Raw genomic sequence first — 22,103 nt, 5'->3', positions numbered from 1 at the left:
GCTTAATCGCGTTCCAGCAGCGTTACGCTGCGCTCGACCCCATTGCGGTAACTGGCACCAAACAGCAGCAGATGGTTAAGCAGTGGGTAGAGTTGAAACAGCGCTTCACGCCTCGGCCAGTCGGCCGGGGCGTTGCCGTTCCAGTAGGCCTCGAAAAATGCTTCACCGGGGGAGCCGAACAGCGTCAGCATGGCCAGGTCGGTCTCGGGGTAGTGGCGATAAATCGCCGGGTCGATCAGCGCTGGCCCGCGGGGCGTCGTCAGTACATTGCCCGACCACAGGTCGCCGTGAACCAAACTCCCAGGAGCATCCGGCAACCAGCTTTCCAGGTGTTCGGCCTGCTGCTCGATACGGCGACGTAGCGCGCTATCAAGCAAACCACGCTGAAAACAGGCCTCGCAAAGGGGAAGCAGGCGCCGCTCGCGCTGAAACTGCCGCCCGTCAGCCAGTGGCGCATTGGGCTGCGGGGTCAATCCGCAGGCGTTGTCTTCATGCCAACCGTGGGAGTTGCCTATCACGCCGTGCAGTTGGCGAAGGCCCTCTCCCAGCGCGGTCGCATCCTGCTTGTTGGCGGGCTGAGTCTCCAGGGCTTCCATCACTAGCCAGCCTTCCGCTTGGCCGAGCACTTCGGGAATGATGAGCGAGGTATTGGCCCGGGCAAGGGCGTGCAGCCCTTCTGCCTCACCCCTGAGGCGCTCGGGATCGTCATGCTTCACGATCACCCGCCCCTGGCGCGTGGCTAACGTATACACCGCCGCACTGTCGCCGCCGCTTAGCGGCTCTAGCTCGCCGGTGGGCGCTATATCGTGAGTAGTGAGCAGATGGCGTAAGCTAGCCTCCATGGCATTCTCCGCTGCGTTACCGTGGTTGAGTGGATCACGGTACAAGGCAATCGGCCATGGAGGCAATGGGTGGTTACAGCGTATGGCGCTGCCCTAGCGCGGCCAAATAGCGATGATAGGCACCTTCATAGGCGGCCACACGCTCGGCATCAGGCTCCGCCAGCGAGGCCGCATCCAGATGGACCAGGCGCTCGCAGAGCGATGCCAGGCTAACGCCCTCGGGCTGTAGATCGCACCAGGCCGCTTGTATGGCTGCCCCTAGCGCGGCGGCATCGGTAATCTCGGGGCAAATCACCTGGGTATTGGTAATGTCAGCGACCATTTGCCGCCACACCGGGCTTTTCGCCCCGCCGCCAATCAATCGAATCTGGCTAGTGCCCGCCGCCAGCTCGCCCAACAGCTCCAGCCCATAGCGTAGGCCAAAGGTCGCACCCTCCATCACGCCTCGGCAGAGGTTGGCCTGAGTCATATTCAGGCTGGTCAACCCGAGAAAATCGCCGGTGGCATCGGGCAGCATGGGCACCCGTTCACCGTTAAAGAACGGCAGCACGGTGACGCCCTCGGCACCAATCGGGGCGCTGGCGACCTGTTCGCCAAAGGTAGCCAAATCCAACCCAAACAGCTCACGCACGCGAGTCGTTGCCGAGGTCACGTTCATGGTGCAGATCAGCGGCAGCCATCCCCCGTGGCTGGCACAAAAATTCGCCACCATGGCGCTGTCACACACCACGGAATTAGGTGAGTAAGCACACACCGTGCCGGAAGTGCCCAAACTGAGCGTGACCAGCCCCTGGGTAATATTGCCGGTGCCAATCGCACCCATCATGTTGTCGCCACCGCCGGAGGAGACCACCACGCTATCGCCTAGCCCCAGCTCCAGAGCCACTAACGGGCGCACGCGGCCAGCGGGTTCATGGGCGTCAATGATCCGAGGCAGTACCCGGTCAGGGTCAAGCTCCGGCGCAATGGCAGCAAACACCTCTTTTTGCCAGCACTGGGCGCGGGTATCAAAGTAACCGGTGCCCGAGGCGTCGCCTGCCTCGGTAACCCGTTCGCCAGTCAGCCAAAAATTTAGGTAGTCATGGGGCAGCAAGAGCGTAGCAATACGCTGGTAGGCATCCGGCTGATGCTCGCGTAACCAGGCCACTTTTGAGGCGGTATAGCCCGTTTGCAGCACCAGGCCCAGCTTCTCCAGGCAGCCCGCCTCGCCCCCCAGCGTTTCTACCAACGCGCTATTTTGAGCGCTGGTTTCGGTATCGCACCACAGCTTGGCGGGATACACCGGAACGCCATCGGCATCGAGTGCCACCATGCCGTGCTGCTGGCCAGACACACCAATACCGCGCACCTGCTTGGCATCGATCCCGGCGCGCTCAATCGCTTGAAAGAACGCGCCCTTGAGCGCCGCCAGCCACTCCGCGGGTGCCTGCTCCCGGCGGCCATGCTCCCCTTCATCCAGGCGATGCGGGCGGCTGCCCTCGCCCAGAATGACGCCCCGTTCTACATCCACTACCACGACTTTGGTACTTTGCGTACCGCAATCCACCCCGATATACATCACAACGTTCCTTTGGACGCGACCAGAGCCTCAAGGGTAGCCCGTGCGCCTCGTTCATGCAGCGACTTCAGCGCCTCCAGGTAGGCGTTAAGGAAGCGAGGCTGGTCCGCCAAGTCGCCAAACAGCTCGCGGTTTTCCACGAAGGCCCCTGGATGGGTGCGGTTATTGGCGGCAATGGCCATTAACGGCTCGCGCAAACGGTCCACGATCTCAATGGACTGACCCTGCTCATCGACGCCTTCGGCGTAGCGTGCCCAGCTGGCCACCACGGCGGCGCTGCGCTCAATCTCGCCGCCCTGGGCAAGCTGCTGGCGAATCACCGGCACTAACCATTTCGGAATGCGATCCGAGCTTTCGGCGCACAGCCGCGCCAAGGTGTCTCTGATTTGCGGGTTCGCAAAGCGCTCGATCAGCGTCAGCCGGTAGGTTTCTAGATCCACCCCCGGCACGGGGGCCAGCGTCGGCGTGCCCTCTTCGCGCATGTAGCCGAGCAAGAACTCGACAAACAGCGGGTCTTGGCACACTTCATGGGCGTAGCGGTAGCCCGCCAAATAGCCAAAGTAGGTCAGCGCCTGATGGCTGGCATTGAGCAGGCGCAGCTTCATGAGTTCGTACGGCTCGACATCCTCGACAACCTGCACGCCGACCTTCTCAAACGCCGGGCGGCCCAAGGGGAAGTGATCTTCCAACACCCACTGGGTAAAAGGCTCACACACCACGGGCCAGGCATCTTCAACGCCAAAGCGCTGTGAGAGCTCTTCGATATCCGTGGGCGCGGTCACTGGCGTAATGCGGTCCACCATGGCGTTGGGGAACGCTACCTCAGCGGCTAGCCAGTCGCCCAGCTCCGCACTGCGGGCGCGGGCATAGGCGCTGAACATGCGCTTGGCGACATCGCCGTTGCCTTGAATGTTATCGCAGGACATCACCGTAAACGGCGCAATACCCCGTGCCCGGCGGCGTACCAGGGCTTCCACTACCAAGCCAAAGCTGGTGGAGGGGCGCTCAGGATGGGCGAGATCGTCGCGCACCTGGGGGGCGTCCAAGTTGAATTCTCCGGTGACCGGATGAAAGTTGTAGCCGCCCTCCGTAACGGTGAGCGAGACAATTTTGATGGCGGGGTCGGCCATGGTTTCGATGACCGACTCGGGGTCTTCTGGGGCAAACAGATAGTTCACCATGCTGCCAATCACCCGAGGCTGATATTCGCCGTCAGGGTGCTTGACCACGAGGGTGTAAAGGTAGTCTTGTGCGGCGAGGGCCTGCTGCATGCGTTTGTCGCCGGGCATGACCCCCACGCCTACAATGCCCCAATCCAGCGCTTCGCCTTGGTTCATCAGCGCATCTACGTACATCGCCTGATGGGCACGATGAAAACCACCGACGCCAATATGGACGATGCCAGGCGTCACGGCCTGACGATCATAGGTCGGCGTCTCAACCGCCGCGCTGAGGGAACCCACATTATGGTTATTAAGCTGGGTCATCGTCACTCTCCGGGTTATTGGCTGGGCAAGCGCGTCCTAGCGCCAGCGCTGGTCAGGTGGCACGCTGCTGGTTTTTACCAGCGCGGCGTTCAGCATGTCTTTTTGGTGGGTGCGCTCAAGCGCGCCGCTGTGGTCTTGGCCCATACAGAGCCAGCGGTTCACCAACCGCTCTACGAGCACTGCGTCGTCGACGTCGATCATTAGCGTCCAGTCAAACAGCGCGTGCAGCGAGCGCCACGGGTCTTGGTCCAGCAGCAGATAGTTGCCTTCCACAATCACAATGCGATGCGCGGGGGTAATTAACCGCCCACCGGCACGGGCAAGGTCCAGCGGCCGATCAAAGACCGGCACGGCCACCGGCTTATCCGCCCGACGGATGCGCATTAAATCGTGATGCAAGCCCTCCACATCGAAGGTGTGCGGCGCACCTTTCACAGGCAGCTGTTCATTGCCCAGTACGGCGTTATCGAAGTGGTAGCCATCCATCGGCACCACTGCCGCCTGCCCTGGGCGCAGCTGGTTGATCGCTTCACAGAGCAGCGCGCTGCGGTAGGATTTTCCGGCCCCCGGCGGCCCCGCCAGGGCAACCATAAAGCGCGGCTTGCCTTCGGCGGCATCCAGCAGTTGGTGGCTTAACGAAACGAGATCAGGGCTCATAGGCGTCTTAGCTCATCCAGTTGCCGCCATCGACGTTGAGCGTCTGGGCGACGACGTAATCGCTATCCTGGCTGGCAAGAAACACGGCGGCGCCGGTGTGATCTTCCGGCAGCCCCATACGGCCATAGGGCACCGCCTCGCCCACTAGGCGCTTTTTCTCGCCCAATGGGCGGTTCTCGTAGCGAGCAAACAGCGCATCGACCTCTTCCCACATCGGGGTATCCACCACGCCGGGGGCAATGCCGTTGACGTTGATACGGTGTTTGATCAAATCGAGCCCGCAGGACTGGGTCAGGCTAATCACGGCGGCTTTGCTGGCGCAGTAAACACTCACTAGCGGTTCGCCACGTCGGCCCGCCTGGGAGGCCATATTGATAATTTTGCCTCCCTGACCTTGGGCCACCATGGCGCGGGCCACGGCCTGCAAGGTGAAAAACATGCCTTTGGTGTTCACCGCAAACTGTTTGTCGAAGCTGGCCTGGGTCACTTCCAGCACCGGCGCCATATCGAACACCGCCGCGTTATTGACCAAAATATCAATGCCGCCAAAGCGCTCGGTGACGCTCTCCACCATGGCATCGATAGAGCCTTGGTCGCACACGTTCAGCACCACGCCCATGACCCGCTCGGCGCTGGCATCCTGCTGCAGCGTGGAGAGTGCGTCTTCGATGGCCTCGGCATCGATATCGGCCACCACGACACTGGCCCCTTCGGCCAAATAGCGCTGGGCAATGGCGAGTCCGATGCCACGGGCACCGCCAGTAATCACGGCACGTTTATTGAGCAGTTTCATTGTTATCTTGTCCTTGCAGATGTAATTGCCACTCGTCCACTAAGGCGCGAAGCCCGCGCATATGGGGCAAAATTCGCCAAGCACCCGCCGCGAGCAAGCGGTTAGGCTGCTCGTCGTCGATATGGCTAGCGCCCACAAAACCAATCACCCGCATGCCGGCGGCATGGGCAGCGGTAACGCCTGCCACGCTATCCTCAACCACTAGGCAGCGGCTGGGCGGGCAGCCAAGCTCATGCGCCGCCAAGCGGTAAATTGCTGGGTCCGGCTTAGGGTTATCGACCTGCTCGGCCGTGAAAATCGGCACATCGCCCAACGCCTCTTCCAACTGCGTTGTTGCAAGCGATGCCAATACGCGGCAGCGGCGGCTGTTGGAGACCACGGCCTTGGGTAAATCGAGACTACTAACGGCGTCGTGAACCCCCGCAATCGCGGTGAGTTCTCGTGCCAGACGCGCTTCTATGGCGCTATCGACCCGCTCGGAGGCATCGGGCGGCAGCTGATGGCGGCTTAACTGCTCCAAGTGCTTAAGGATGTCGGCGGTCGTCATGCCCAGGGCTTGGCTGAGCAGCGTGGGAATATCCAGATCCGGCAGCCACTGCCCAAGGTGAGTTTCCAGGGTCTCTTCTGCCAGGGCTTCGCTATCCACCAGGACGCCGTCACAATCAAAAATCAGCGCTTTCATACCTGCGCCCCTGGCGCAGCAGGCTCAGTCGCCGCACGGTTATCCTGGCGGGTCAGGCTAGCCAGCGGGTGCTGTGACAGGCTCTCTAACGCCAATCCTTGGGCGTCGAACAGGTGGGCACGCTCGGCGGCAAAGCCAAACTGCACGGTATCGTTCACCCGATAGGCCACGTCGCCATCGGCCATAATGGTGATCAGTAGCTCGCCCATCTGCACGTACAGCGAGGTCTGCCCGCCTAAGCGCTCCAACACTTTAATCTGCCCACTCAGCGGGCCGTTTTCATCCAGCTGTAGGTGCTCAGGACGAATACCCAGCTCCAGCGCTTCATCGCTGGCGAGCTGCTCGCCCGCCACAGGGATAGTGCAGGGCCGCCCGCCGGGCAGGCGCACGGTGACGCCATCATCGCCAATGGACTGCTGCTCGACGCTGAAGAAATTCATCTTGGGCGAGCCGATAAAGCCTGCTACAAAGCGGTTACGCGGGTGGTGATAGAGCGCCATGGGCGAACCCACCTGCTCCACCACGCCATCGTGTAGCACGACGATTTTATCGGCCATGGTCATGGCTTCTATCTGGTCGTGGGTCACGTAAATCATCGTGGCATCCAGCTCTTCATGCAGCCGCGCCAGCTCGATACGCATCTGCACACGCAACGCCGCGTCTAGGTTGGAGAGCGGCTCGTCGAACAGGAAGATGCTGGGGTTGCGCACAATCGCTCGGCCAATCGCCACCCGCTGGCGCTGCCCGCCGGATAGCGCTTTGGGCTTGCGATCCAGCAGCGGCTCAAGCTGAAGGATCTTGGCAGCTTCCAGCACCTTGGCGCGGCGCTCCTCTTTGGGCACCCCAGCCAAGCGCATGCTGAAGCCCATGTTGCCCTCAACGGTCATGTGCGGGTACAGCGCGTAGCTTTGAAACACCATCGCCAAACCGCGGTCGGCGGGGCCCACCTCGTTCATGCGCTTGCCATCGATGAGAATATCGCCGTCGCTGGCGCTCTCCAGGCCTGCGATCATGCGCATCAGAGTGGATTTACCGCAGCCCGAGGGGCCAACGAACACCACGAACTCACGATCGTTAACGTCGAGATCAATGCCCTTGATGACCTTGGTGTCGCCAAACTGCTTAGTAATGTTCTTGAGTTGTAAGGTTGCCATGGGGAACTCCTTTACTTGACGGCGCCAAAGGTCAGGCCGCGCACCATTTGTTTTTGGGTCATCCAGCCGAGGATTAGGATGGGGGCGATGGCCATGGTAGAAGCCGCCGACAGCTTGGCCCAGAACAGCCCTTCGGGGCTTGAGAACGAGGCAATGTAGGCGGTCAACGGCGCGGCTTTCGACGAGGTGAGGTTGAGACTCCAGAACGCTTCGTTCCAGCTCAAAATCACCGAGAGCAGCCCGGTCGACGCAATCCCTGGCAGGGTCAGCGGCAGTAGCAGGAAGAACACTTCCTGCAGAGTGGAGGCACCGTCCATCCGGCCCGCTTCGAGAATGTCTTTGGGCATATCTTTAAAGAAGGTGTAGAGCATCCACACCACGATGGGCAGGTTCATCAAGGTATAAATAATGATCAGCCCGGTACGGGTGTCCAGCAGCCCGACATCGCGGAAAATCAGGTAGATAGGCACCAGAACACCCACCGGCGGCAGCATTTTGGTGGAGAGCATCCACAGCAGCGTGCCCTTGGTGCGCTTAGTGGGCAAAAAAGCCATGGCATAGGCCGAAGGAATAGCGATGAGCAGCGCTAAAAACGTAGAGCCAAACGCCACCGCGATGCTGTTCAGCGCGAAACGAGCATAGCCCGAGCGTGCCTGCACCTCCTGATAGCTTTCCAGCGTGGGCGAAAAGAGAAAGCTGGGGTCGGCTATCGCCGCCGTCTCGGTTTTAAAACCGGTCAGCACCATCCACAGGATAGGGAAAAAGATAATCAGCGCGATCGACCAGCCCAACAGGGTCAATACCAGTTGCCGGATGGGCAACGAGCGAGTATGTGCTGGTGCGCTATTACGATGAGTTGTCATTGAAATGCTCCCAAGACGCCCTGGTGCCGGGGTCAGTCTTCTAAGTTCTTAGCGACCATACGGACAAGGAAAATCGCGACGATATTGGCCAGAATGATGGCGATCACCCCACCCGCCGAAGCCATGCCCACATCGAAATCCAGCAGCGCTTGGATGTAGATCAAATAAGCCAAGTTGGTGGTGGCGAGCCCAGGCCCACCGGAGGTAGTGACAAAGATCTCGGCAAAAATCGTCAGTAGGAAGATCATTTCAATCATGATCACCACGCTAATCGCCCGCTTTAGGTGCGGCAGCGTGATAAAGAAGAAAATCGCCAGCGGCCCCGCGCCATCCATCCGCGCGGCTTCTACTTGGTCTTCATCCAGCGATTGCATCGCCGTCAGCAGGATCAGTAGCGCAAACGGCAGCCACTGCCACGAGACGATGATGATGATGGAGGTCAGCGGTAGCGATGAGAACCAGTCCAGCGCAGGAAGTCCCAGCGACTGTGCTAACCACGCCAACACCCCGTTAGAGGGGTGCATCATCATGTTTTTCCATACCAGCGCGCTCACCGTTGGCATGACAAAGAAGGGAGAGATCGCCAATACCCGGGCTATGCCCCGCCCAGCAAAATCCTGTTGAAACAGAACCGCTAAGAGCGTGCCGCCCACCACGGTAATCACCAGCACCCACCCCACCAGCAGCAGCGTGGTGCCCATGGCCGACCATAGCGCGGGGTCGGTCAGCAGGTACTCATAGTTTTCCAGCCCGGCGAAGCCGGTCATCTCGGGCATCAGTAAGTTGTAACGCTGGAAAGAGAACCAGATGGTCATGCCTAGGGGCACGATCATCCAGAGCAGGAGCAGCGTTACGGCGGGCGCTTGAAGCGAAAGCGTTCTCAGCCCGCCGACCGTACGGCCAGAAGCACGTGTTCTATTCATGGAAATACCTGCAAGAAAACAGACCTGCGAGAACCACCGAAAACGCCTGCCCGTGGCCGGGCAGGCGCAGGAGTGCATTAACGTTCGATGTAGCCCGCCCGCTGCATCGTGCGCTCAGTCGCACGCTGGGCGCTATCTAGCGCCTGCTCAACCGACGTATCACCGGTCAGCGCCGCCGCAATGGTTTGGCCTACCTGAGTGCCAATTGATTGGAACTCAGGAATACCCACAAACTGCACGCCCACATAGGGGTTCGGCTCTAGGCTAGAGTCGGTGGGGTCGGCCTCTTTAATGGCGTTAAGTACGAAGCCAGCAAACGGCGCGGCTGAGGTGTACTGCTCGTTAGCGTAGGTGGATTCACGAGTGCCCGGCGGTACGCTGGTCCAGCCGTTAGTCTCACCGACAAGCTCGATATACTCTTCAGAAGTGGCCCAGGTAATGAACGCTTGAGCTGCCTCTTTATGCTCAGAGGAGGCTGGGATAGCCAGTGCCCAAGACCACAGCCAGTGGGAACCTTTGGGAGTTTCGGCGATGGGCGCGGGTGCAAAGCCAAGCGTCCCGGCTACGTCGGATTCGCTCTCATCGTAGAGCTTGCCTGCCGCCGAGGTAGCATCGACCCACATGGCGCAGTTACCGCGTGAGAAGAGCGCGAGGTTCTCGTTAAAGCCGTTGGAGCTGGCGCCTGGCGGACCGTAGTTGCTGAGCAGGTCTACGTAGAACGAAATCGCGTTATTCCACGCCTCAGAGTTCAGCTCCGGATTCCACTGCTCATCAAACCAGCGGCCGCCGAAGGTATTCACCAGCGTCGAGACAAAGGCCATGTTCTCGCCCCAGCCCGGCTTGCCACGCAAACAGATACCCGCAAGGCCCTCTTCGCTACCATGGAGCTGTTCGGCCCAGTCACGCACCTGTGTCCAGGTGGGCTGCTCGGGCATCTCAATACCAGCCTGCTCAAACAGATCGGTGCGGTAATACATCATCGAGCTTTCCGCATAGAACGGCAGGGCGTGCAGCGTGCCGTCCAGGCTTAAGCCGTCGCGTACCGATGCCAACAAATCGTCTTCGTTGTAGTCATCGGGCAAGCTGTCCAGCGGCTCTAGCCAGCCGCGTTCCGCCCAGATGGGCACTTCATAAGTGCCGATGGTCATCACGTCGAACTGCCCACCGCCGGTGGCAATATCCGTGGTCATACGCTGACGCAGCACGTTCTCCTCCAGCACCACCCAGTCCAGCGTGATATCCGGGTGCGCTTGCTCAAAGGCATCGGTCAGGCTCTGCATGATGACCATATCGTTATTGTTCACCGTGGCGACGGTGATCTCGGTTTGAGCCTGGGCTTGGCCAGCCACCGCAATGGCGGCCGCTAGGGTCGTGACGGGCAAATGACGCGCGAGACGCATACAGCACTCCTCTTGGCAAATATTGGCATTGTTGTTGCCTTGATCTTATTGATCACCAACCGAACAAATGATCGTATGCGAGCCAAAAAAAAGCAAAGCTTGCCGCGTTAGACTTTACGCTAATTCATTCAATCGCTTGCATGTTGCAACCGCGAAGATAGCGCTCACTCCATGGCCTCGAGGATATGCCGCGCAGCGATCTCGTCGGTGATCAAGCCCTTCAGCCAGCCACCGCGCAGTGCGGCTAAAATGGCAGGCGCTTTATCACGGCCACCGGCAATCCCCACCATGAGGTGCTTCCCAAAACGCTCCAGCGGCAAGCTGGTGACCCGTCGGGTAATCGAGCAATCGATCACCTCTCCACGACGGTTCAGCGGCCAACCCAGTAGCTCTCCCACCGCTTCGCGGCCCAGCAGCTCATCTAGCTCGCTTTCGCTAATGAAGTGGTCTTGAAAAAGCGTGGCCTGGCGGTCAATACGGCCAATGCCGATAAACGCCGCCTCTGACTCTCGCGCTACATCGGCGATCGCTTTGAACAAGCGCTGGGACAGCATGGCCTCTTTTTCCGCCAGCGACTCCGCCACTACGGGTGCAGGCAATAAAAAGCGCTCGCCGCCGGTTTTATCCGCCAGCACCATCACGGCGTCGTAGCGGTTGGCGGAGCCATCCCGTGCCACGTTGCCCACCAGCGAGACAAACCGATGCTGCGGCCGCTCCACGCGGCTTAGCGCTTCCACTGCCGCACGTACTGAACGCCCGGTCCCCAGCGAGAGCGTCAGCGGCTCGCTGCGCTCCACCAGCCGCGCAATGCGCTCGGCCCCCGCCACGGCCAGATAGTACGCGCCGCTTTCGGGGGCCTGGGTGTCCGCAGGCACCACGTCGCAGTAGGCCAGCTGAAAGCGCTCCCGCAGCGCGCTGCCCAGCGCCATACAGGTTGAGATGGGGTGATCGATATGCACTTTTACCAACCCCTCTTGGCGCGCCAGGGCCAGTAAGCGTTGGACGCCAGGGCGTGAGACGCCAAGCTGAGTGGCAATCTCATCCTGGGTCATGCCGCCCACATAGGACATCCAGGCGGCCCTGGCTGCTTGGTCGAGCTTTACTTCAAACTTATCCATGGAGGGGGTCGCCGCCTTGTCGTTAAAAAAACCTCATCATACAAAGCCTTCGCCAAGACCAGTAGTGTCCTATCCGCTAACATAAGCGCCTGACGACGTATCCCGATGCACAGAGGTCGCTGCTATGTATAAACTTGCGTTTTTCGTTCCCATTGAGAATGCCGACAGCGTCAAACGCGCCGTCTTCGACGCGGGTGCCGGTCGAATCGGCAACTACGAGCATGTTTGCTTTCAGACCCGAGGCACCGGTCAGTTCCGTCCGATGGCAGGCGCCGAGCCGCATATCGGGCAAGTCGGCACGTTGGAAACCGTCGAGGAGTTCAAGGTCGAGCTGGTCTGCGCCGACGAGCATATTCAGGCCGCTATTGCGGCGCTCAAACTGGCGCATCCCTATGAAGAAGTCGCCTACGACGTGTGGCAGCTCGCCGACCTTTAAGACGACTAGGCGCTACCCACATAGCGCTCGCGATCTTCGGGCGTGATTTTACTGATATGCAGCGGAAACACGGCGTTTTCGCGGTCGGCAAAGTAGTGGCGCAGCGTGCGCTCGATGGTGGGGAAGGCCAGCGCGTCCCAAGGAATCTCGTGCTCCTCGAATAGCGCCACCTCCAGGCTCTCTGGCCCGGCACCAAAGCCGCCCACCAAATCCGCGCGAAAGATCATATAGACTTGGTTGATATGCGGAAGATCGATCAGCGTGTACAAGTCGCCCAGCGTGACCTCAGCGAAGGCTTCCTCCCAGGTTTCCCGCGTGGCGGCCTGCTGGGTGGTCTCAGCGTTTTCCATATACCCTGCCGGTAGCGTCCAGTACCCTTTTCGAGGGGAGATCGCTCGCTTGCAGAGCAGCACTTTGGAGCCGCTCACCGGCAGCGTACCCGCCACGATGCGGGGATTTTGATAGTGGATCGTGCCACAGCCGTCGCACAGGTAGCGGGGGCGGTCGTCTCCCTCGGGAACGGCAAACCGGACTTTCTCACCACACTGACTACAAAAGTTCATCGCGTTTTCTCTACGGCTGGTGGGTCGAGGCATCAACGTGCTTGACGATGATCACCGTGGCTGGGTAAAAGAGAGCAAAGTAAAGAGACTCCTATGTTAGAGAAACTGCGCAAACGGCTGCAACAGCATACCCCTCAACGGCTGGACCATGTAGCACTGCCGGAAGCTGCCGTGCTCATGCCGATTGTTGAGCGCCCTGCCCCCACCCTACTGTTTACTCGCCGAGCCAGCCACTTGAATACCCACCGTGGCCAAGTCGCCTTTCCTGGCGGTAAACGTGAACCGGGTGACGCTGATCTATATGCCACGGCGTTACGGGAAGCAGAAGAAGAAATTGCGTTAGCCCCTGGCCTGGTACAGCCCCTGGGGCGGCTGTCGGACGTCATTTCGCTGCACGGCATTCGCGTGACGCCCTGGGTGGGTATCATTCCGCCGGACCTACCGCTGGTGGCGGATCCCGCGGAGTTGGACGCCATTTTCGAAGTCCCGCTCAGCCACTTTTTAGACGACCAGCGTACCCATACCGATGTGATCACCGTCGATGGCGTTGCCCACTACGTGCCCAGCTATCACGTCGATGGCCACGTGATCTGGGGCTTATCTGCGATGATGCTGGTGGAGCTGCTGGCCGAGGGGTTTGGTATGGAGATTGACCTGTATCAGCGCCCGCCCGGTGCTTTGCGCCACTACCCTGAACGTCGTACCCCGACTAGCCGACGCTCGGCCAACGCCGAGCGCGCGCCCGTGACGAGAACCACGAAATGATTGCTTCGCCTGACATCGACACCCCGGCCCTCGATCCCCACGCCCACCTAGCGCTGGTAGACGCGCTGGTGGAACAGGGGTGGTATGTAGGTAAAGGCGTGATCGACCCGGCGCTTTGCCAAGCGCTGCACCGGGAGATTCATCAGCTGGCCGAGCTGGACGCCCTGGACGAGGCGGGTATTGGCCGCGGCCAGCAGCATCACTTGCGCAAAGACATACGCGGCGATGCCATCCACTGGCTAGACCGAGAAAGTGACGCCCAACGCCGCTATCTGGATGCCATGGCAGCGCTACAGCAGTCTCTCAACCAAGCGCTGTTTCTGGGTCTGTTCGAGTACGAGGCCCACTTTGCTCATTACCCTGCCGGTGCCTTCTACCAGCGTCACCTAGACAGCTTTCGCGGGCGGGCCAACCGAGTGATTTCTACTGTCGGCTACTTGAATCCCGACTGGCCGAGCGACGGCGGCGGTGAAATGGTGATTTATCATCCGGATGACCCAACGCTAGAAGTGGCCCGCGTGGTGCCCGAAGCCGGCACCTTTGCCTGCTTTTTATCGGAAACCATTCCCCATGAAGTGCTGCCCACCCGCCAGCCTCGCGCCAGCATTGCGGGCTGGTTCCGCCGCAACGCATCGATGGGCGGCGTGTTGGACCCTGCGCGCTAAATGATGAGCGAGACATGTCCGTGAGTGCTGACAGAGCGGCCGCCCTGGCGGCGAAAGTAGCGGCCCTGGAAGCGCGCAACGCCGCACTCGAGGAGGAAAAGCGCCACTATCAGTGGCTGGCCGAAAGCACCACGGACCTGATCTCCCGTCACGCCCGGGACGGCACGTTTTTGTATGCCTCCCAGGCCGCGCGGGAGCTGCTGGGCTATGAACCCGACGAGCTCATCGGCGTCTCCGCGTACCAGCTGTTTCACCCAGCCGATTTGAGCGACCTGCTCAACAAGTCGCCGCGGGTGTACTACCACGACGGCTTCTATCAGCAAACCTACCGGTTCCGCGCCAAGGCGGGCCATTACGTATGGTTCGAAACCACCAGCCGCACTCGGCGGGACGCCGAGACTGGCGAATTGATCGATATCCTCTGCGTCTCCCGAGACGTCGGGCGTCGTATCGAGGCCGAAGCCACTCGGGAGCGTTTGGCACAGGTGGTTGAATCCACCACCGACTACGTGCTGTTTTTAGGGCCCAACCTGCGGGTATTCAGCGCTAACGAAGCCGCTCGCCGCTGCTTTGCCTTACCCAACGAAGCGTCCACTGCGCTCAGTGAGCTATACCAAGCCGAGTCGCTGTGCTTGTTAAATGAGGTAGTGTTTCCAGCCGTGGAGCGTTACGGCTCCTGGAGCGGGGAATTGGAGATGCGCACCGCGAGCGGCAGCGTACCGGTGCTCAGCGTGGTACTGGCCCACCGCAGCCGGGGAGCCGAGCCTGGCCACTACGCCCTGGTCAATCGCGATATTAGCGCTCGAAAAGCCGCCGAATCCCAAGCGCGTCGCCATCAAGAGCAGATTGCCCACGCTAACCGGTTAGCCGCCGCAGGCGAGCTTGCCTCCAATATCGCCCACGAGCTAAACCAACCTTTAGGTGCCATTGCCAACTACACCAGCGGCGCGCTGCTCAAGTGCCAACAGCAGCCCACACCGCTTGCCAGCGAGCTACAGCTGCCTCTGGAGCGCATTGACGAGCAGGTACAGCGCCTTGCTCAGCGGCTGCGTCATCTGCGCAGCTTCGTCCGTAAGCGCAGCCACCACGTCCGCCCACTGGCGCTGGCCGAGGTGGTCGCGGCTGCCTGTCGCCTCTGTGAGTGGCAGTATCAGCAAGCATCGATCGAGCTCGTGGTACGCCTGCCCGATACGCTGCCGCGCGTCTACGCCGACCCGATTGCCCTGGAGCAGGTCATCGTGAACTTACTGCTGAACGCGCTGACCGCTAGCCGCCGAGTGAACGACGCCAAGGTGGTCTTCATGAGCGCCCGGCGAAGCGGCCAGCGCCAGATCACCCTAAGCGTTGAGGACGAGGGGCCGGGGGTTGAAAAAGCGCACCAGCAGACCATTTTTGACGCTTTCTTCACCACCCGCGAGGAAGGGTTGGGCATGGGGCTGGCCATTAGCCGCACGCTCATGGAGAGTATGGGCGGCGCCCTCTCTTTGCGCGACGAGAGTGCCAGGGGCGCCTGTTTTGACGTATCACTGCGAACGGAGACCGATGCCTAATGCCCTCGCCTACTCCTTTATCGACGCCCCCTAACGTCATTGCGGTGATCGACGACGACGACGCCCTGCGTGACTCTCTTGTCTGGCTGTTGGAATCGGTGGGGCTCACCCCCCGCGCCTTCGCCAGCGGTGACGCTTTTTTTGCGGCCTCCCACGATGACTTAGGCGCTCTACTGCTGGACGTGCGCATGCCGGGCATGAGCGGGCTGCAGGTGCAGCAACGGCTAGTCGACCAGCAGGCCCGCCTGCCGATCATCATGATGACCGGGCATGGCGACGTGCCCATGGCGGTGGCGGCGCTAAAAAATGGCGCGTTCGAGTTCATCGAAAAGCCTTTCAACCACCAGCAGTTGATCGACATCGTGCAGCGAGCGCTCAGCAGTGCCGAGCAGCAGCACCAACGCCAGCAGTCAATAGCGCAGCTAAAAGCCTGCTTCGAGACGCTTCGCCCGAAAGAGCAGCGCATTGTGGTGCATGTGGCGGAGGGGATGACGAGCCGGGAAATCGCCGACCATATGGGAATCAGCGCCAAAACCGTCGAGGTGTATCGGCTGCGGGCTATGAAGGCGATGGGAGCGGCCAATGTGGCCGCCCTCGTGCGTCAGGCAGTGGCACTGTCGCTAGTGCCCGCACTTCCTCCTGCCCCTGGGACGCGTGATTAGCTCAGCGGTACGATCTGGCCGTTAGCTTCTTCCAACACGCGGCTCACCTGCTCGTAGTTGGCACGACCTTCCCCTTTATGCTCTTCGATCAGGCTCACCACGTTCAACAGCGTTTCCATGCCAAAGGCCTGCTCATCGGTCGCCGTGAACGCCTGAATGTAGGCATCGTCATTGGCTCCCCAGCCGAGCTTGATGGGCGCGTCGATGATGTTCACCTGGGTGCCCACTGGGACACGCCAAAATACCGACTCGATATCCTCCGGGTGCATACGGATACAGCCGCGGCTAGCGCGCATGCCAATCCCATCCGGCTGGTTGGTGCCGTGGATCAGATAACCGGGGATATCCAGCAAAATGGCATACTGGCCCAACGGATTGTCTGGGCCGGGCGGAACGACCGCAGGCGGAGGATCCCCCCGCTCGGCTGCCTCGCGACGGATCGACTCAGGCGGATACCACGCAGGGTTTTCCAAACGCATGGTGGTTTCGGTGATACCGAGCGGCGTATTGTAGGCATCGCGGCCAATCCCGATCGGATAGGTTTCGACGCGGGGCGCTTCTCCGTCTTCGACCTCGGGATAGTAGTACATCCGCAGCTCGGCCACGTTGATTACGATCCCGGTGCGAGGTTCATCAGGCAGAATGAACTGGCTGGGGATGGTGACCTCGGTGCCCTCTCCCGGCACCCAGATACTGACATCCGGATTGGCCATGCGGATCTCTTCGTAGCCCACGTTATGCTCCCGGGCGATATCCAGCAGCGTATCCTCTTCGCTGGCGGTGACGGTATATACCTCACCGACCATGTTGCCTGATTCGGGCAACAGAAAGTGGCCTTTTGGCAGTTCGGCGTCACTGGCCATCGCGCTGGCCGTCATCAGCCAAGTACTGAGTGCCACAACGCCACTGGCTAAGCGCTGTTTCAACGGCTGAAACGACAGTAAGGGGGCAGTCAGGGTCATGAAGTCTCCTTTATATGCAGCCACCGCGCTGCGGCAAGCCTGGATGGCTATGAATATGCCCAGCCACGGGCAGCGGGTCAATTCGCCAGACTGTCGCAGCGCGTTTAACGTCGCCGCCGCTCTTTCTTGATATGGATTAAGAGTGCGCCCTAATGATTGCAAAGAGGGCTTCAACGCCTACCTTGAGAAGTGTCCCTGCACAGCGAGGTGCCGGGACACTTCGGACGAAAAGAGGTGCCACTCGCGTGTGCCCTCTTCATCACCACGCAAGGAGCAATCACGATGAAACCGACTTTTCTCACGACCCTCATTCTTCCCGCCCTGATGGCCACGGCAGGTATCGCTCAAGCCAATGAGGGCAACACGGGTACGGAAGCGTCTTACCTGACCAATGCCCCAGACAACACTTTCCACTCCGATTCGCTGACGGACAATCAAGTACGCAGCAGCGTTGAAAACGACGAAGACATCGGCACCATCAACGACTTGATCATCGACGAGGATGGCAAAATCAACGCCGTGGTCGTCGGTGTAGGCGGTTTCCTGGGAATGGGCGAAAAGAATGTCGCCATCGAGTGGGACTCCCTGGAACTGACGAAAGGCGAGGACAATGAGGAGTACGTGATTTCCGTCAACGCCTCGGAAGAAGCGCTACAGGATGCGCAAGCGTTCGAGCGCGAGGGAGACCTGCACACGGAGCGCGATACCGAGATGAACAATAGCGACGAAAACACCATGGACGAGACACAAAGCTAATCTCGTCATTGGGTTTTCTAGCAGCCATTGCTCGCAAAAAGGGCCTTGCCACTTGGCAAGGCCCTTCTCGTCTTCAGGGCAGTGCGGCGGGAAAGCCGCTGCCCAGGGGCAAAGGTATTAGCCTTTCAGCTTGGCTGACATCGTGATGTCAGCTTTGAGGACCTTGGAGACCGGGCAGTTGGCCTTGGCGGTTTCTGCGGCTTCCTGGAAAGCGGCGTCATCGGCACCGCTCACGCTGGCTTCCACGTCCAGGTGAATGCTGGAAATATCGAAACCCGCATCGCTTTGTGACAGCGTGACGCGCGCCTGGGTATCGATCGCATCGGCCGTGTAGCCTTTCTCGCCCAGAATCATCGACAGCGCCATGGAGAAACAGCTGGCGTGTGCGGCGCCAATCAGCTCTTCGGGGTTAGTGCCCGGTTCGCCTTCGAAACGCTGCTTGAAGGAGTAACCTGCATCCAGGACACCGCTTTCAGTGGCGACCTTACCTTGGCCATCTTTCAGACCACCTTCCCAATGTGCGCTTGCTTTACTATCCATTCTGTTCTCCTTTCCTAGGGTAGTGTGCTTCTCGCAGGGTGAACGCAGGGTTACGTTCGGTGCTTGTTCAGCGTAGCTGATTCTAGGCGGTGATTCTACGACCCTCGTCTTACGGTGCGCTGACCGTCGCCAACGATGGCGACGCCTCCGAAGCACTGGCCTGCAACGACTGCATGGAGCGCTCACCGCGATCGTCAAAAGGCGCGCTAGCATCGATGGTCAACTCGACCCGGCGATTCGCGGCCCGCCCTTCTGGCGTGTCGTTGGCGGCAAGCGGCCGCGTTTCGGCAAACCCTTGGATGATCAAACGCTCGGGGGCAATGGCACCGGAATCCACCAGGACGTTGGCTACCGACGCGGCGCGCATCGCCGACAAATCCCAGTTACTGCGAAACTGCGCGGTGCGAATAGGGACATCGTCGGTATGGCCATCAATCGAGACGGTACCGGTCAACTCCCCCAACAGCACGGCAAGCTCCTGCAGCAAGCTGGCAAACGCGGGGGTCACCGTAGCGGTTCCCGAGTCGAACGTGCCGTTTTCGGCAATGCGCACCACCACGCGGTACTCATCCACCGTAATCTCCGCTACGCCTTCAGGCAGGGTGTCTTCGAGCAGCGACTCGACGCTGCCAGCCACTTGCAAGCTGCGCTGTCGCTGCTGGGTTTCCAGCATGCTACGCATCGACTCCAACTGCGGCTGCTGTTGCATGGTACGCTGGCGCACCTCTTCGATGAGCGTTCGGTCCGGCGTCGCTGGGGAGAAGTTTTGCATCACCGCACTCGTTCCCATGGGAATCTGCATGGCTTCGATGTCCCGCTGCACCCCAAAAGCTTTGGACAGCTCGTCCGCCACGCGGCGAAACTTCTGCGCGTCGATTTCGGCAAACGACAGCAGCAGCACGAAGAAGCACAGCAGCAGCGACATCAGGTCGGCGTAGGTCACCATCCATGCGGGAATGTTGGTCTGCTTTTGTGCCATGGCCTACGTTCGCTCGCTTGCCGCACCGCGCTCTTCGCTGCTCTCGGCAGTGCGATGCTCTGGCGGCAGATAAATGGTCAGCATCTGTTCGAGTACCCGCGGGTTTTTGTCGCCCTTGATGGCGAGAAGCGCATCTATCCAAAGCTCCTGCATTTTGGATTCTTGGTTCATGCGCACCCAAAGCTTGTCGGCCAGGGGGGTGGCGATCATCGTTGCGATCATCGCGCCATACAGCGTGGTGAGCAGCGCGACTGCCATGGCGGGGCCGATGAGGGAAGGGTCTCCCATATTCGAGAGCATCTGCACCAGCCCCACGAGCGTGCCGATCATGCCCATGGCGGGAGATACTTCACCGAGCGCGGAGAAGACTTGGCCACCGGCTTCGTTACGCTCGAGCGTCAGTAGGCGCTCTTTCTCCATCATCTCCTTGATCATGTCGGCACTAAAGCCATCGGCCAGCATTTGTAGCCCTTTCTTCAAGAACGGAGAGTTTACGTCTCGGCTTTCCAGCGCAATCATGCCTTCTCGACGGGCGACCTTAGAAAGCTCCACCAACTCGTCGATACTCTCTTGAATACTGGGTAACTGAAACTTGAAGGCTCGCGCCGCTGCTTTAAACGCAAACTTGAACTGTGTGATGCTGAACTTGGCGAGCACCACGAATAAACTGCCGCCCACCACCAATAAAAGCCCGGTAGGGTTCATAAACACTTCCGGCGACGTGCCCATGATGACAGAGGCACCTACCAGCACGGCAGCTCCTACCAAGCCAATCAGCGTTGCGAGATCCACGGCGTTTCCTCAACGAGTATCCATTGCCCTACTACGATTGGCTGAGACAGTAGAGACTCCCACCATAGGCGTCAACGCCAAATTCGTGACATGACAAATATTGACAAATCTATTTACTGACTTGTACATACTTCGCTTTCATACGCTTTATGGATAAGCTGACGGCCACTCAACCCCGTGGTTTTCTACGTAAGGACACACCATGTCATCGGCCGATGCGCTGCGCCTTTTATTACTCTCTTCGTTATGGGGGCTATCGTTTATCTTCATGCGGGTCGCAGCGCCCGAGTTTGGCCCTCTGCCGCTGGTGTTGGTGAGAATGGGGATTGGCGCCTTACTGCTGCTACCGCTGCTGTTGAGCCTGCATTACGTGCGTCTGATCTGGCAGCACAAAGGGCCGCTGCTGCTACTGGGAGTGGTCAACCATGTCTTGCCTTTCTCGCTGCTGGCACTGGCGACGACGCGGTTAGAGGCAGGGTTTACGTCACTGATTAACGCCACCACGCCGATTTTTACCGCCCTACTGGGCGCCGCGTTCTTTGCAACGCCCGTGCAGCGCCAGCAGTACCTGGGGTTGGCGCTGGCGCTACTGGGCGTCTATGTGCTCTCCGCCAACCGGCTGGACTTCGGTTTGGGCGGCGATGGCTGGTTCATCATCGCCGTACTGGGAGCGACATTCTGCTACGGCTTGGCGGGCAACTACTCCAAAACGCGCCTTAGCCACTTGCCTACCCGGGTACTTGCCGCTGGCAGTAGCGCCATGTCGGCGCTGGTGTTACTCCTTCCTGGCGTGCTGCTATGGCCCAGCGAGCCCATCAGCCCCCTGGCGTGGGGCAACGCCCTGGCACTGGCCATGCTCAGCACGACGCTCGCCTTCTTGCTGTACTTTGGTTTACTGGCAAGCGCCGGGGCAACGGCGGCGTCGACGGTGACGTTTCTCGTCCCCGTCAGTGCCCTGCTGTGGGGCTATTTGCTACTGGATGAAACGCTGAGCCTACAGGTCGTCACGGGTATGGTGATTACTCTACTGGGCACAGCGATTGCCACGAAGCTTTTGCGCTTCAAGCCTAGCGGGGCGTTACGGACACCGCATCCCCCACACGAATGACGCTGCCTTCACCCGCCGTTAACGTGGCGTTTTGACCAAAGTGCGCGCCTTTCAAATGAGGCTGGGTATTCAACGCCAAGAGCGTTTTGAGCGGCTCGGCCTGAGTGGGAATCGTGCCTGTGTGCTGATCGACGGTAGTGATCTTGCAGCGTTGGCAGGGTTTGCGCAGGGTGAGTTGGTAGGTGTCACTCTCGATTGTTGCCCAGCGATCCTCCTGCCAAGCCTCGTCGGCGTCTACCACGATATTGGGGCGAAACCGGTTCATGGGTACCGGTGTATTGCCTCCCGCCACCAGCGCGCTGTTCAACGCATCCAGGGAACCGGTAGTGGTGATCAAAAAGGGGTAGCCATCAGCGAAGTAGGTGTGGGCTTCACCCCCTGCCAGAAAATCCTCTTCCACCGCTCGGGTAAAGGTCGTGGCGAAGCGGACCAGCCTAATGCCTCGGGCCTGCTCACCCAGCGCAGCCTCCAACCATTCGGACACTGCCTCGCTCTCCGGCAGCGCTTTACAGTGATCATTCCATACCGATACCAGCCTCAGGTTACCCTCGGGCTCTGCCAACGAGATGGATATCGGCTCGACGCTGGGGTGAGAGAGCACCAGGGCTGCCGACGTCAACGCCACGGATATCGTCGCCAGCGCGGGCAGCTGCCGCTGGGTGACAAAGCGCTGCTGGGCATCCACCAGCATCCACCGGCGGTCCCAAGCAAGGCCGTGGGCATGAATCTCGCTCTGGGTCACATCGATCCCCTGCAGGGATTTCACCGGGTAAACCGTTAATTGCGTAATCTTCACAGCGGCCTCGTACGCTTTGGGCATAGCAGAATGAATCGCTAGCCTAACGGGG

24 protein-coding genes are annotated in these 22,103 nt (G+C 60.1%); 7 read left to right on the top strand and 17 right to left on the bottom strand.

Features of this window, described 5'->3' with window-relative positions; genetic code table 11:
- Positions 1–2: 2 nt before the first annotated feature.
- The 11 genes from AB6K10_RS08260 to AB6K10_RS08210 form a co-directional block, all read right to left on the bottom strand.
- Positions 3–842 carry a fructosamine kinase family protein gene (locus AB6K10_RS08260; protein ID WP_339118415.1) on the bottom strand — a complete coding sequence of 280 codons (840 nt, stop codon included), beginning with the start codon at positions 840–842 and terminating at the stop codon, positions 3–5.
- A gap of 73 nt (positions 843–915) precedes the next feature.
- Positions 916–2,400: a xylulokinase gene (gene xylB, locus AB6K10_RS08255; RefSeq protein WP_339118414.1), complete on the bottom strand. Its 1,485-nt coding sequence runs from the start codon at positions 2,398–2,400 to the stop codon at positions 916–918.
- Positions 2,400–3,887: a mannitol dehydrogenase family protein gene (locus tag AB6K10_RS08250; RefSeq protein ID WP_339118413.1), complete on the bottom strand. Its 1,488-nt coding sequence runs from the start codon at positions 3,885–3,887 to the stop codon at positions 2,400–2,402. Before AB6K10_RS08250 ends, xylB begins: the two co-directional genes overlap by 1 nt.
- A gap of 36 nt (positions 3,888–3,923) precedes the next feature.
- Entirely contained in the window at positions 3,924–4,544 is a 621-nt protein-coding gene (locus AB6K10_RS08245) for a nucleoside/nucleotide kinase family protein (protein ID WP_339118412.1), read from the bottom strand.
- 7 nt (positions 4,545–4,551) lie between these two features.
- Entirely contained in the window at positions 4,552–5,337 is a 786-nt protein-coding gene (locus AB6K10_RS08240) for an L-iditol 2-dehydrogenase (protein WP_339118411.1), read from the bottom strand.
- Positions 5,321–6,019 carry an HAD family phosphatase gene (locus AB6K10_RS08235; protein ID WP_339118410.1) on the bottom strand — a complete coding sequence of 233 codons (699 nt, stop codon included), beginning with the start codon at positions 6,017–6,019 and terminating at the stop codon, positions 5,321–5,323. Before AB6K10_RS08235 ends, AB6K10_RS08240 begins: the two co-directional genes overlap by 17 nt.
- Complete coding sequence (locus AB6K10_RS08230) at positions 6,016–7,173, bottom strand: ABC transporter ATP-binding protein (protein WP_253017011.1); 1,158 nt, start codon at positions 7,171–7,173, stop codon at positions 6,016–6,018. Before AB6K10_RS08230 ends, AB6K10_RS08235 begins: the two co-directional genes overlap by 4 nt.
- Positions 7,174–7,184: 11 nt before the next feature.
- Positions 7,185–8,036, bottom strand: coding sequence for a carbohydrate ABC transporter permease (locus AB6K10_RS08225; RefSeq protein ID WP_253017009.1), 852 nt, complete (start codon positions 8,034–8,036; stop codon positions 7,185–7,187).
- 32 nt (positions 8,037–8,068) lie between these two features.
- Entirely contained in the window at positions 8,069–8,959 is an 891-nt protein-coding gene (locus AB6K10_RS08220) for a carbohydrate ABC transporter permease (RefSeq protein ID WP_062359322.1), read from the bottom strand.
- Positions 8,960–9,036: 77 nt separating this feature from the next.
- Positions 9,037–10,359, bottom strand: coding sequence for a sugar ABC transporter substrate-binding protein (locus AB6K10_RS08215; RefSeq protein ID WP_305947835.1), 1,323 nt, complete (start codon positions 10,357–10,359; stop codon positions 9,037–9,039).
- A 164-nt stretch (positions 10,360–10,523) separates the two neighbouring features.
- Positions 10,524–11,477: a sugar-binding transcriptional regulator gene (locus tag AB6K10_RS08210; protein WP_159341466.1), complete on the bottom strand. Its 954-nt coding sequence runs from the start codon at positions 11,475–11,477 to the stop codon at positions 10,524–10,526.
- A gap of 124 nt (positions 11,478–11,601) precedes the next feature.
- Between AB6K10_RS08210 and AB6K10_RS08205 the strand changes: the two genes are divergently transcribed.
- On the top strand, positions 11,602–11,913 hold the full coding sequence (locus AB6K10_RS08205; RefSeq protein ID WP_159341465.1) for a YqfO family protein: 312 nt from the start codon (positions 11,602–11,604) through the stop codon (positions 11,911–11,913).
- A gap of 5 nt (positions 11,914–11,918) precedes the next feature.
- Here the strand turns inward: AB6K10_RS08205 and AB6K10_RS08200 are convergent, their stop codons facing one another.
- A complete protein-coding gene (locus tag AB6K10_RS08200) occupies positions 11,919–12,476 on the bottom strand; it encodes an NUDIX hydrolase (protein ID WP_089675368.1) in 558 nt (185 codons plus the stop codon).
- Positions 12,477–12,569: 93 nt separating this feature from the next.
- Here AB6K10_RS08200 and AB6K10_RS08195 point away from each other — a divergent pair, with 93 nt between their 5' ends.
- From AB6K10_RS08195 to AB6K10_RS08180, 4 genes are read left to right on the top strand one after another with little or no spacing between them, the layout of a single operon-like run.
- Positions 12,570–13,241 (top strand): CoA pyrophosphatase, encoded by a 672-nt coding sequence (locus AB6K10_RS08195; RefSeq protein WP_159341464.1) that lies wholly within the window; start codon positions 12,570–12,572, stop codon positions 13,239–13,241.
- Positions 13,238–13,906: a 2OG-Fe(II) oxygenase gene (locus tag AB6K10_RS08190; RefSeq protein ID WP_159341463.1), complete on the top strand. Its 669-nt coding sequence runs from the start codon at positions 13,238–13,240 to the stop codon at positions 13,904–13,906. The genes AB6K10_RS08195 and AB6K10_RS08190 overlap by 4 nt, the downstream gene beginning before the upstream one ends.
- Positions 13,907–13,920: 14 nt before the next feature.
- Entirely contained in the window at positions 13,921–15,456 is a 1,536-nt protein-coding gene (locus tag AB6K10_RS08185) for an ATP-binding protein (protein ID WP_339118409.1), read from the top strand.
- Positions 15,456–16,118, top strand: a complete 663-nt coding sequence (locus AB6K10_RS08180) for a sigma-70 family RNA polymerase sigma factor (RefSeq protein WP_339118408.1) — start codon at positions 15,456–15,458, stop codon at positions 16,116–16,118. Before AB6K10_RS08185 ends, AB6K10_RS08180 begins: the two co-directional genes overlap by 1 nt.
- On the opposite strand, the gene AB6K10_RS08175 is transcribed toward AB6K10_RS08180, so the two are convergent.
- Positions 16,115–17,080, bottom strand: a complete 966-nt coding sequence (locus tag AB6K10_RS08175; RefSeq protein ID WP_253017004.1) for a L,D-transpeptidase family protein — start codon at positions 17,078–17,080, stop codon at positions 16,115–16,117. The genes AB6K10_RS08180 and AB6K10_RS08175 overlap by 4 nt on opposite strands.
- Positions 17,081–17,362: 282 nt before the next feature.
- Between AB6K10_RS08175 and AB6K10_RS08170 the strand changes: the two genes are divergently transcribed.
- Positions 17,363–17,836, top strand: a complete 474-nt coding sequence (locus AB6K10_RS08170; protein ID WP_339118407.1) for a PRC-barrel domain-containing protein — start codon at positions 17,363–17,365, stop codon at positions 17,834–17,836.
- A gap of 117 nt (positions 17,837–17,953) precedes the next feature.
- On the opposite strand, the gene AB6K10_RS08165 is transcribed toward AB6K10_RS08170, so the two are convergent.
- The 3 genes from AB6K10_RS08165 to AB6K10_RS08155 all read right to left on the bottom strand — a co-directional run bounded on the left by AB6K10_RS08165 (position 17,954) and on the right by AB6K10_RS08155 (position 20,147).
- On the bottom strand, positions 17,954–18,376 hold the full coding sequence (locus AB6K10_RS08165; RefSeq protein ID WP_159341459.1) for an OsmC family protein: 423 nt from the start codon (positions 18,374–18,376) through the stop codon (positions 17,954–17,956).
- Between the two features lie 109 nt (positions 18,377–18,485).
- Positions 18,486–19,355 (bottom strand): OmpA family protein, encoded by an 870-nt coding sequence (locus AB6K10_RS08160; RefSeq protein ID WP_339118406.1) that lies wholly within the window; start codon positions 19,353–19,355, stop codon positions 18,486–18,488.
- 3 nt (positions 19,356–19,358) lie between these two features.
- Positions 19,359–20,147 carry a MotA/TolQ/ExbB proton channel family protein gene (locus AB6K10_RS08155; protein WP_159341457.1) on the bottom strand — a complete coding sequence of 263 codons (789 nt, stop codon included), beginning with the start codon at positions 20,145–20,147 and terminating at the stop codon, positions 19,359–19,361.
- Between the two features lie 202 nt (positions 20,148–20,349).
- Here AB6K10_RS08155 and AB6K10_RS08150 point away from each other — a divergent pair, with 202 nt between their 5' ends.
- Positions 20,350–21,255, top strand: a complete 906-nt coding sequence (locus AB6K10_RS08150) for a DMT family transporter (RefSeq protein WP_159341456.1) — start codon at positions 20,350–20,352, stop codon at positions 21,253–21,255.
- On the opposite strand, the gene AB6K10_RS08145 is transcribed toward AB6K10_RS08150, so the two are convergent.
- Positions 21,215–22,051: an MOSC N-terminal beta barrel domain-containing protein gene (locus AB6K10_RS08145; protein ID WP_339118405.1), complete on the bottom strand. Its 837-nt coding sequence runs from the start codon at positions 22,049–22,051 to the stop codon at positions 21,215–21,217. The genes AB6K10_RS08150 and AB6K10_RS08145 overlap by 41 nt on opposite strands.
- Positions 22,052–22,103: the final 52 nt, after the last annotated feature.

This window comes from Halomonas sp. BMC6 (assembly GCF_964204995.1).
GTDB lineage: Bacteria > Pseudomonadota > Gammaproteobacteria > Pseudomonadales > Halomonadaceae > Vreelandella.
Note: the sequence above shows the minus strand (reverse complement) of the source record. Positions and strands in the feature narration are given on the sequence as shown.

Coding starts and splice junctions, on each gene's coding strand:
- AB6K10_RS08260 (WP_339118415.1), bottom strand. CDS start 842: ATGGAGGCTAGCTTACGCCATCTGCTCACTACTCACGATATAGCGCCC.
- xylB (WP_339118414.1), bottom strand. CDS start 2,400: ATGTATATCGGGGTGGATTGCGGTACGCAAAGTACCAAAGTCGTGGTA.
- AB6K10_RS08250 (WP_339118413.1), bottom strand. CDS start 3,887: ATGACCCAGCTTAATAACCATAATGTGGGTTCCCTCAGCGCGGCGGTT.
- AB6K10_RS08245 (WP_339118412.1), bottom strand. CDS start 4,544: ATGAGCCCTGATCTCGTTTCGTTAAGCCACCAACTGCTGGATGCCGCC.
- AB6K10_RS08240 (WP_339118411.1), bottom strand. CDS start 5,337: ATGAAACTGCTCAATAAACGTGCCGTGATTACTGGCGGTGCCCGTGGC.
- AB6K10_RS08235 (WP_339118410.1), bottom strand. CDS start 6,019: ATGAAAGCGCTGATTTTTGATTGTGACGGCGTCCTGGTGGATAGCGAA.
- AB6K10_RS08230 (WP_253017011.1), bottom strand. CDS start 7,173: ATGGCAACCTTACAACTCAAGAACATTACTAAGCAGTTTGGCGACACC.
- AB6K10_RS08225 (WP_253017009.1), bottom strand. CDS start 8,036: ATGACAACTCATCGTAATAGCGCACCAGCACATACTCGCTCGTTGCCC.
- AB6K10_RS08220 (WP_062359322.1), bottom strand. CDS start 8,959: ATGAATAGAACACGTGCTTCTGGCCGTACGGTCGGCGGGCTGAGAACG.
- AB6K10_RS08215 (WP_305947835.1), bottom strand. CDS start 10,359: ATGCGTCTCGCGCGTCATTTGCCCGTCACGACCCTAGCGGCCGCCATT.
- AB6K10_RS08210 (WP_159341466.1), bottom strand. CDS start 11,477: ATGGATAAGTTTGAAGTAAAGCTCGACCAAGCAGCCAGGGCCGCCTGG.
- AB6K10_RS08205 (WP_159341465.1), top strand. CDS start 11,602: ATGTATAAACTTGCGTTTTTCGTTCCCATTGAGAATGCCGACAGCGTC.
- AB6K10_RS08200 (WP_089675368.1), bottom strand. CDS start 12,476: ATGAACTTTTGTAGTCAGTGTGGTGAGAAAGTCCGGTTTGCCGTTCCC.
- AB6K10_RS08195 (WP_159341464.1), top strand. CDS start 12,570: ATGTTAGAGAAACTGCGCAAACGGCTGCAACAGCATACCCCTCAACGG.
- AB6K10_RS08190 (WP_159341463.1), top strand. CDS start 13,238: ATGATTGCTTCGCCTGACATCGACACCCCGGCCCTCGATCCCCACGCC.
- AB6K10_RS08185 (WP_339118409.1), top strand. CDS start 13,921: ATGTCCGTGAGTGCTGACAGAGCGGCCGCCCTGGCGGCGAAAGTAGCG.
- AB6K10_RS08180 (WP_339118408.1), top strand. CDS start 15,456: ATGCCCTCGCCTACTCCTTTATCGACGCCCCCTAACGTCATTGCGGTG.
- AB6K10_RS08175 (WP_253017004.1), bottom strand. CDS start 17,080: ATGACCCTGACTGCCCCCTTACTGTCGTTTCAGCCGTTGAAACAGCGC.
- AB6K10_RS08170 (WP_339118407.1), top strand. CDS start 17,363: ATGAAACCGACTTTTCTCACGACCCTCATTCTTCCCGCCCTGATGGCC.
- AB6K10_RS08165 (WP_159341459.1), bottom strand. CDS start 18,376: ATGGATAGTAAAGCAAGCGCACATTGGGAAGGTGGTCTGAAAGATGGC.
- AB6K10_RS08160 (WP_339118406.1), bottom strand. CDS start 19,355: ATGGCACAAAAGCAGACCAACATTCCCGCATGGATGGTGACCTACGCC.
- AB6K10_RS08150 (WP_159341456.1), top strand. CDS start 20,350: ATGTCATCGGCCGATGCGCTGCGCCTTTTATTACTCTCTTCGTTATGG.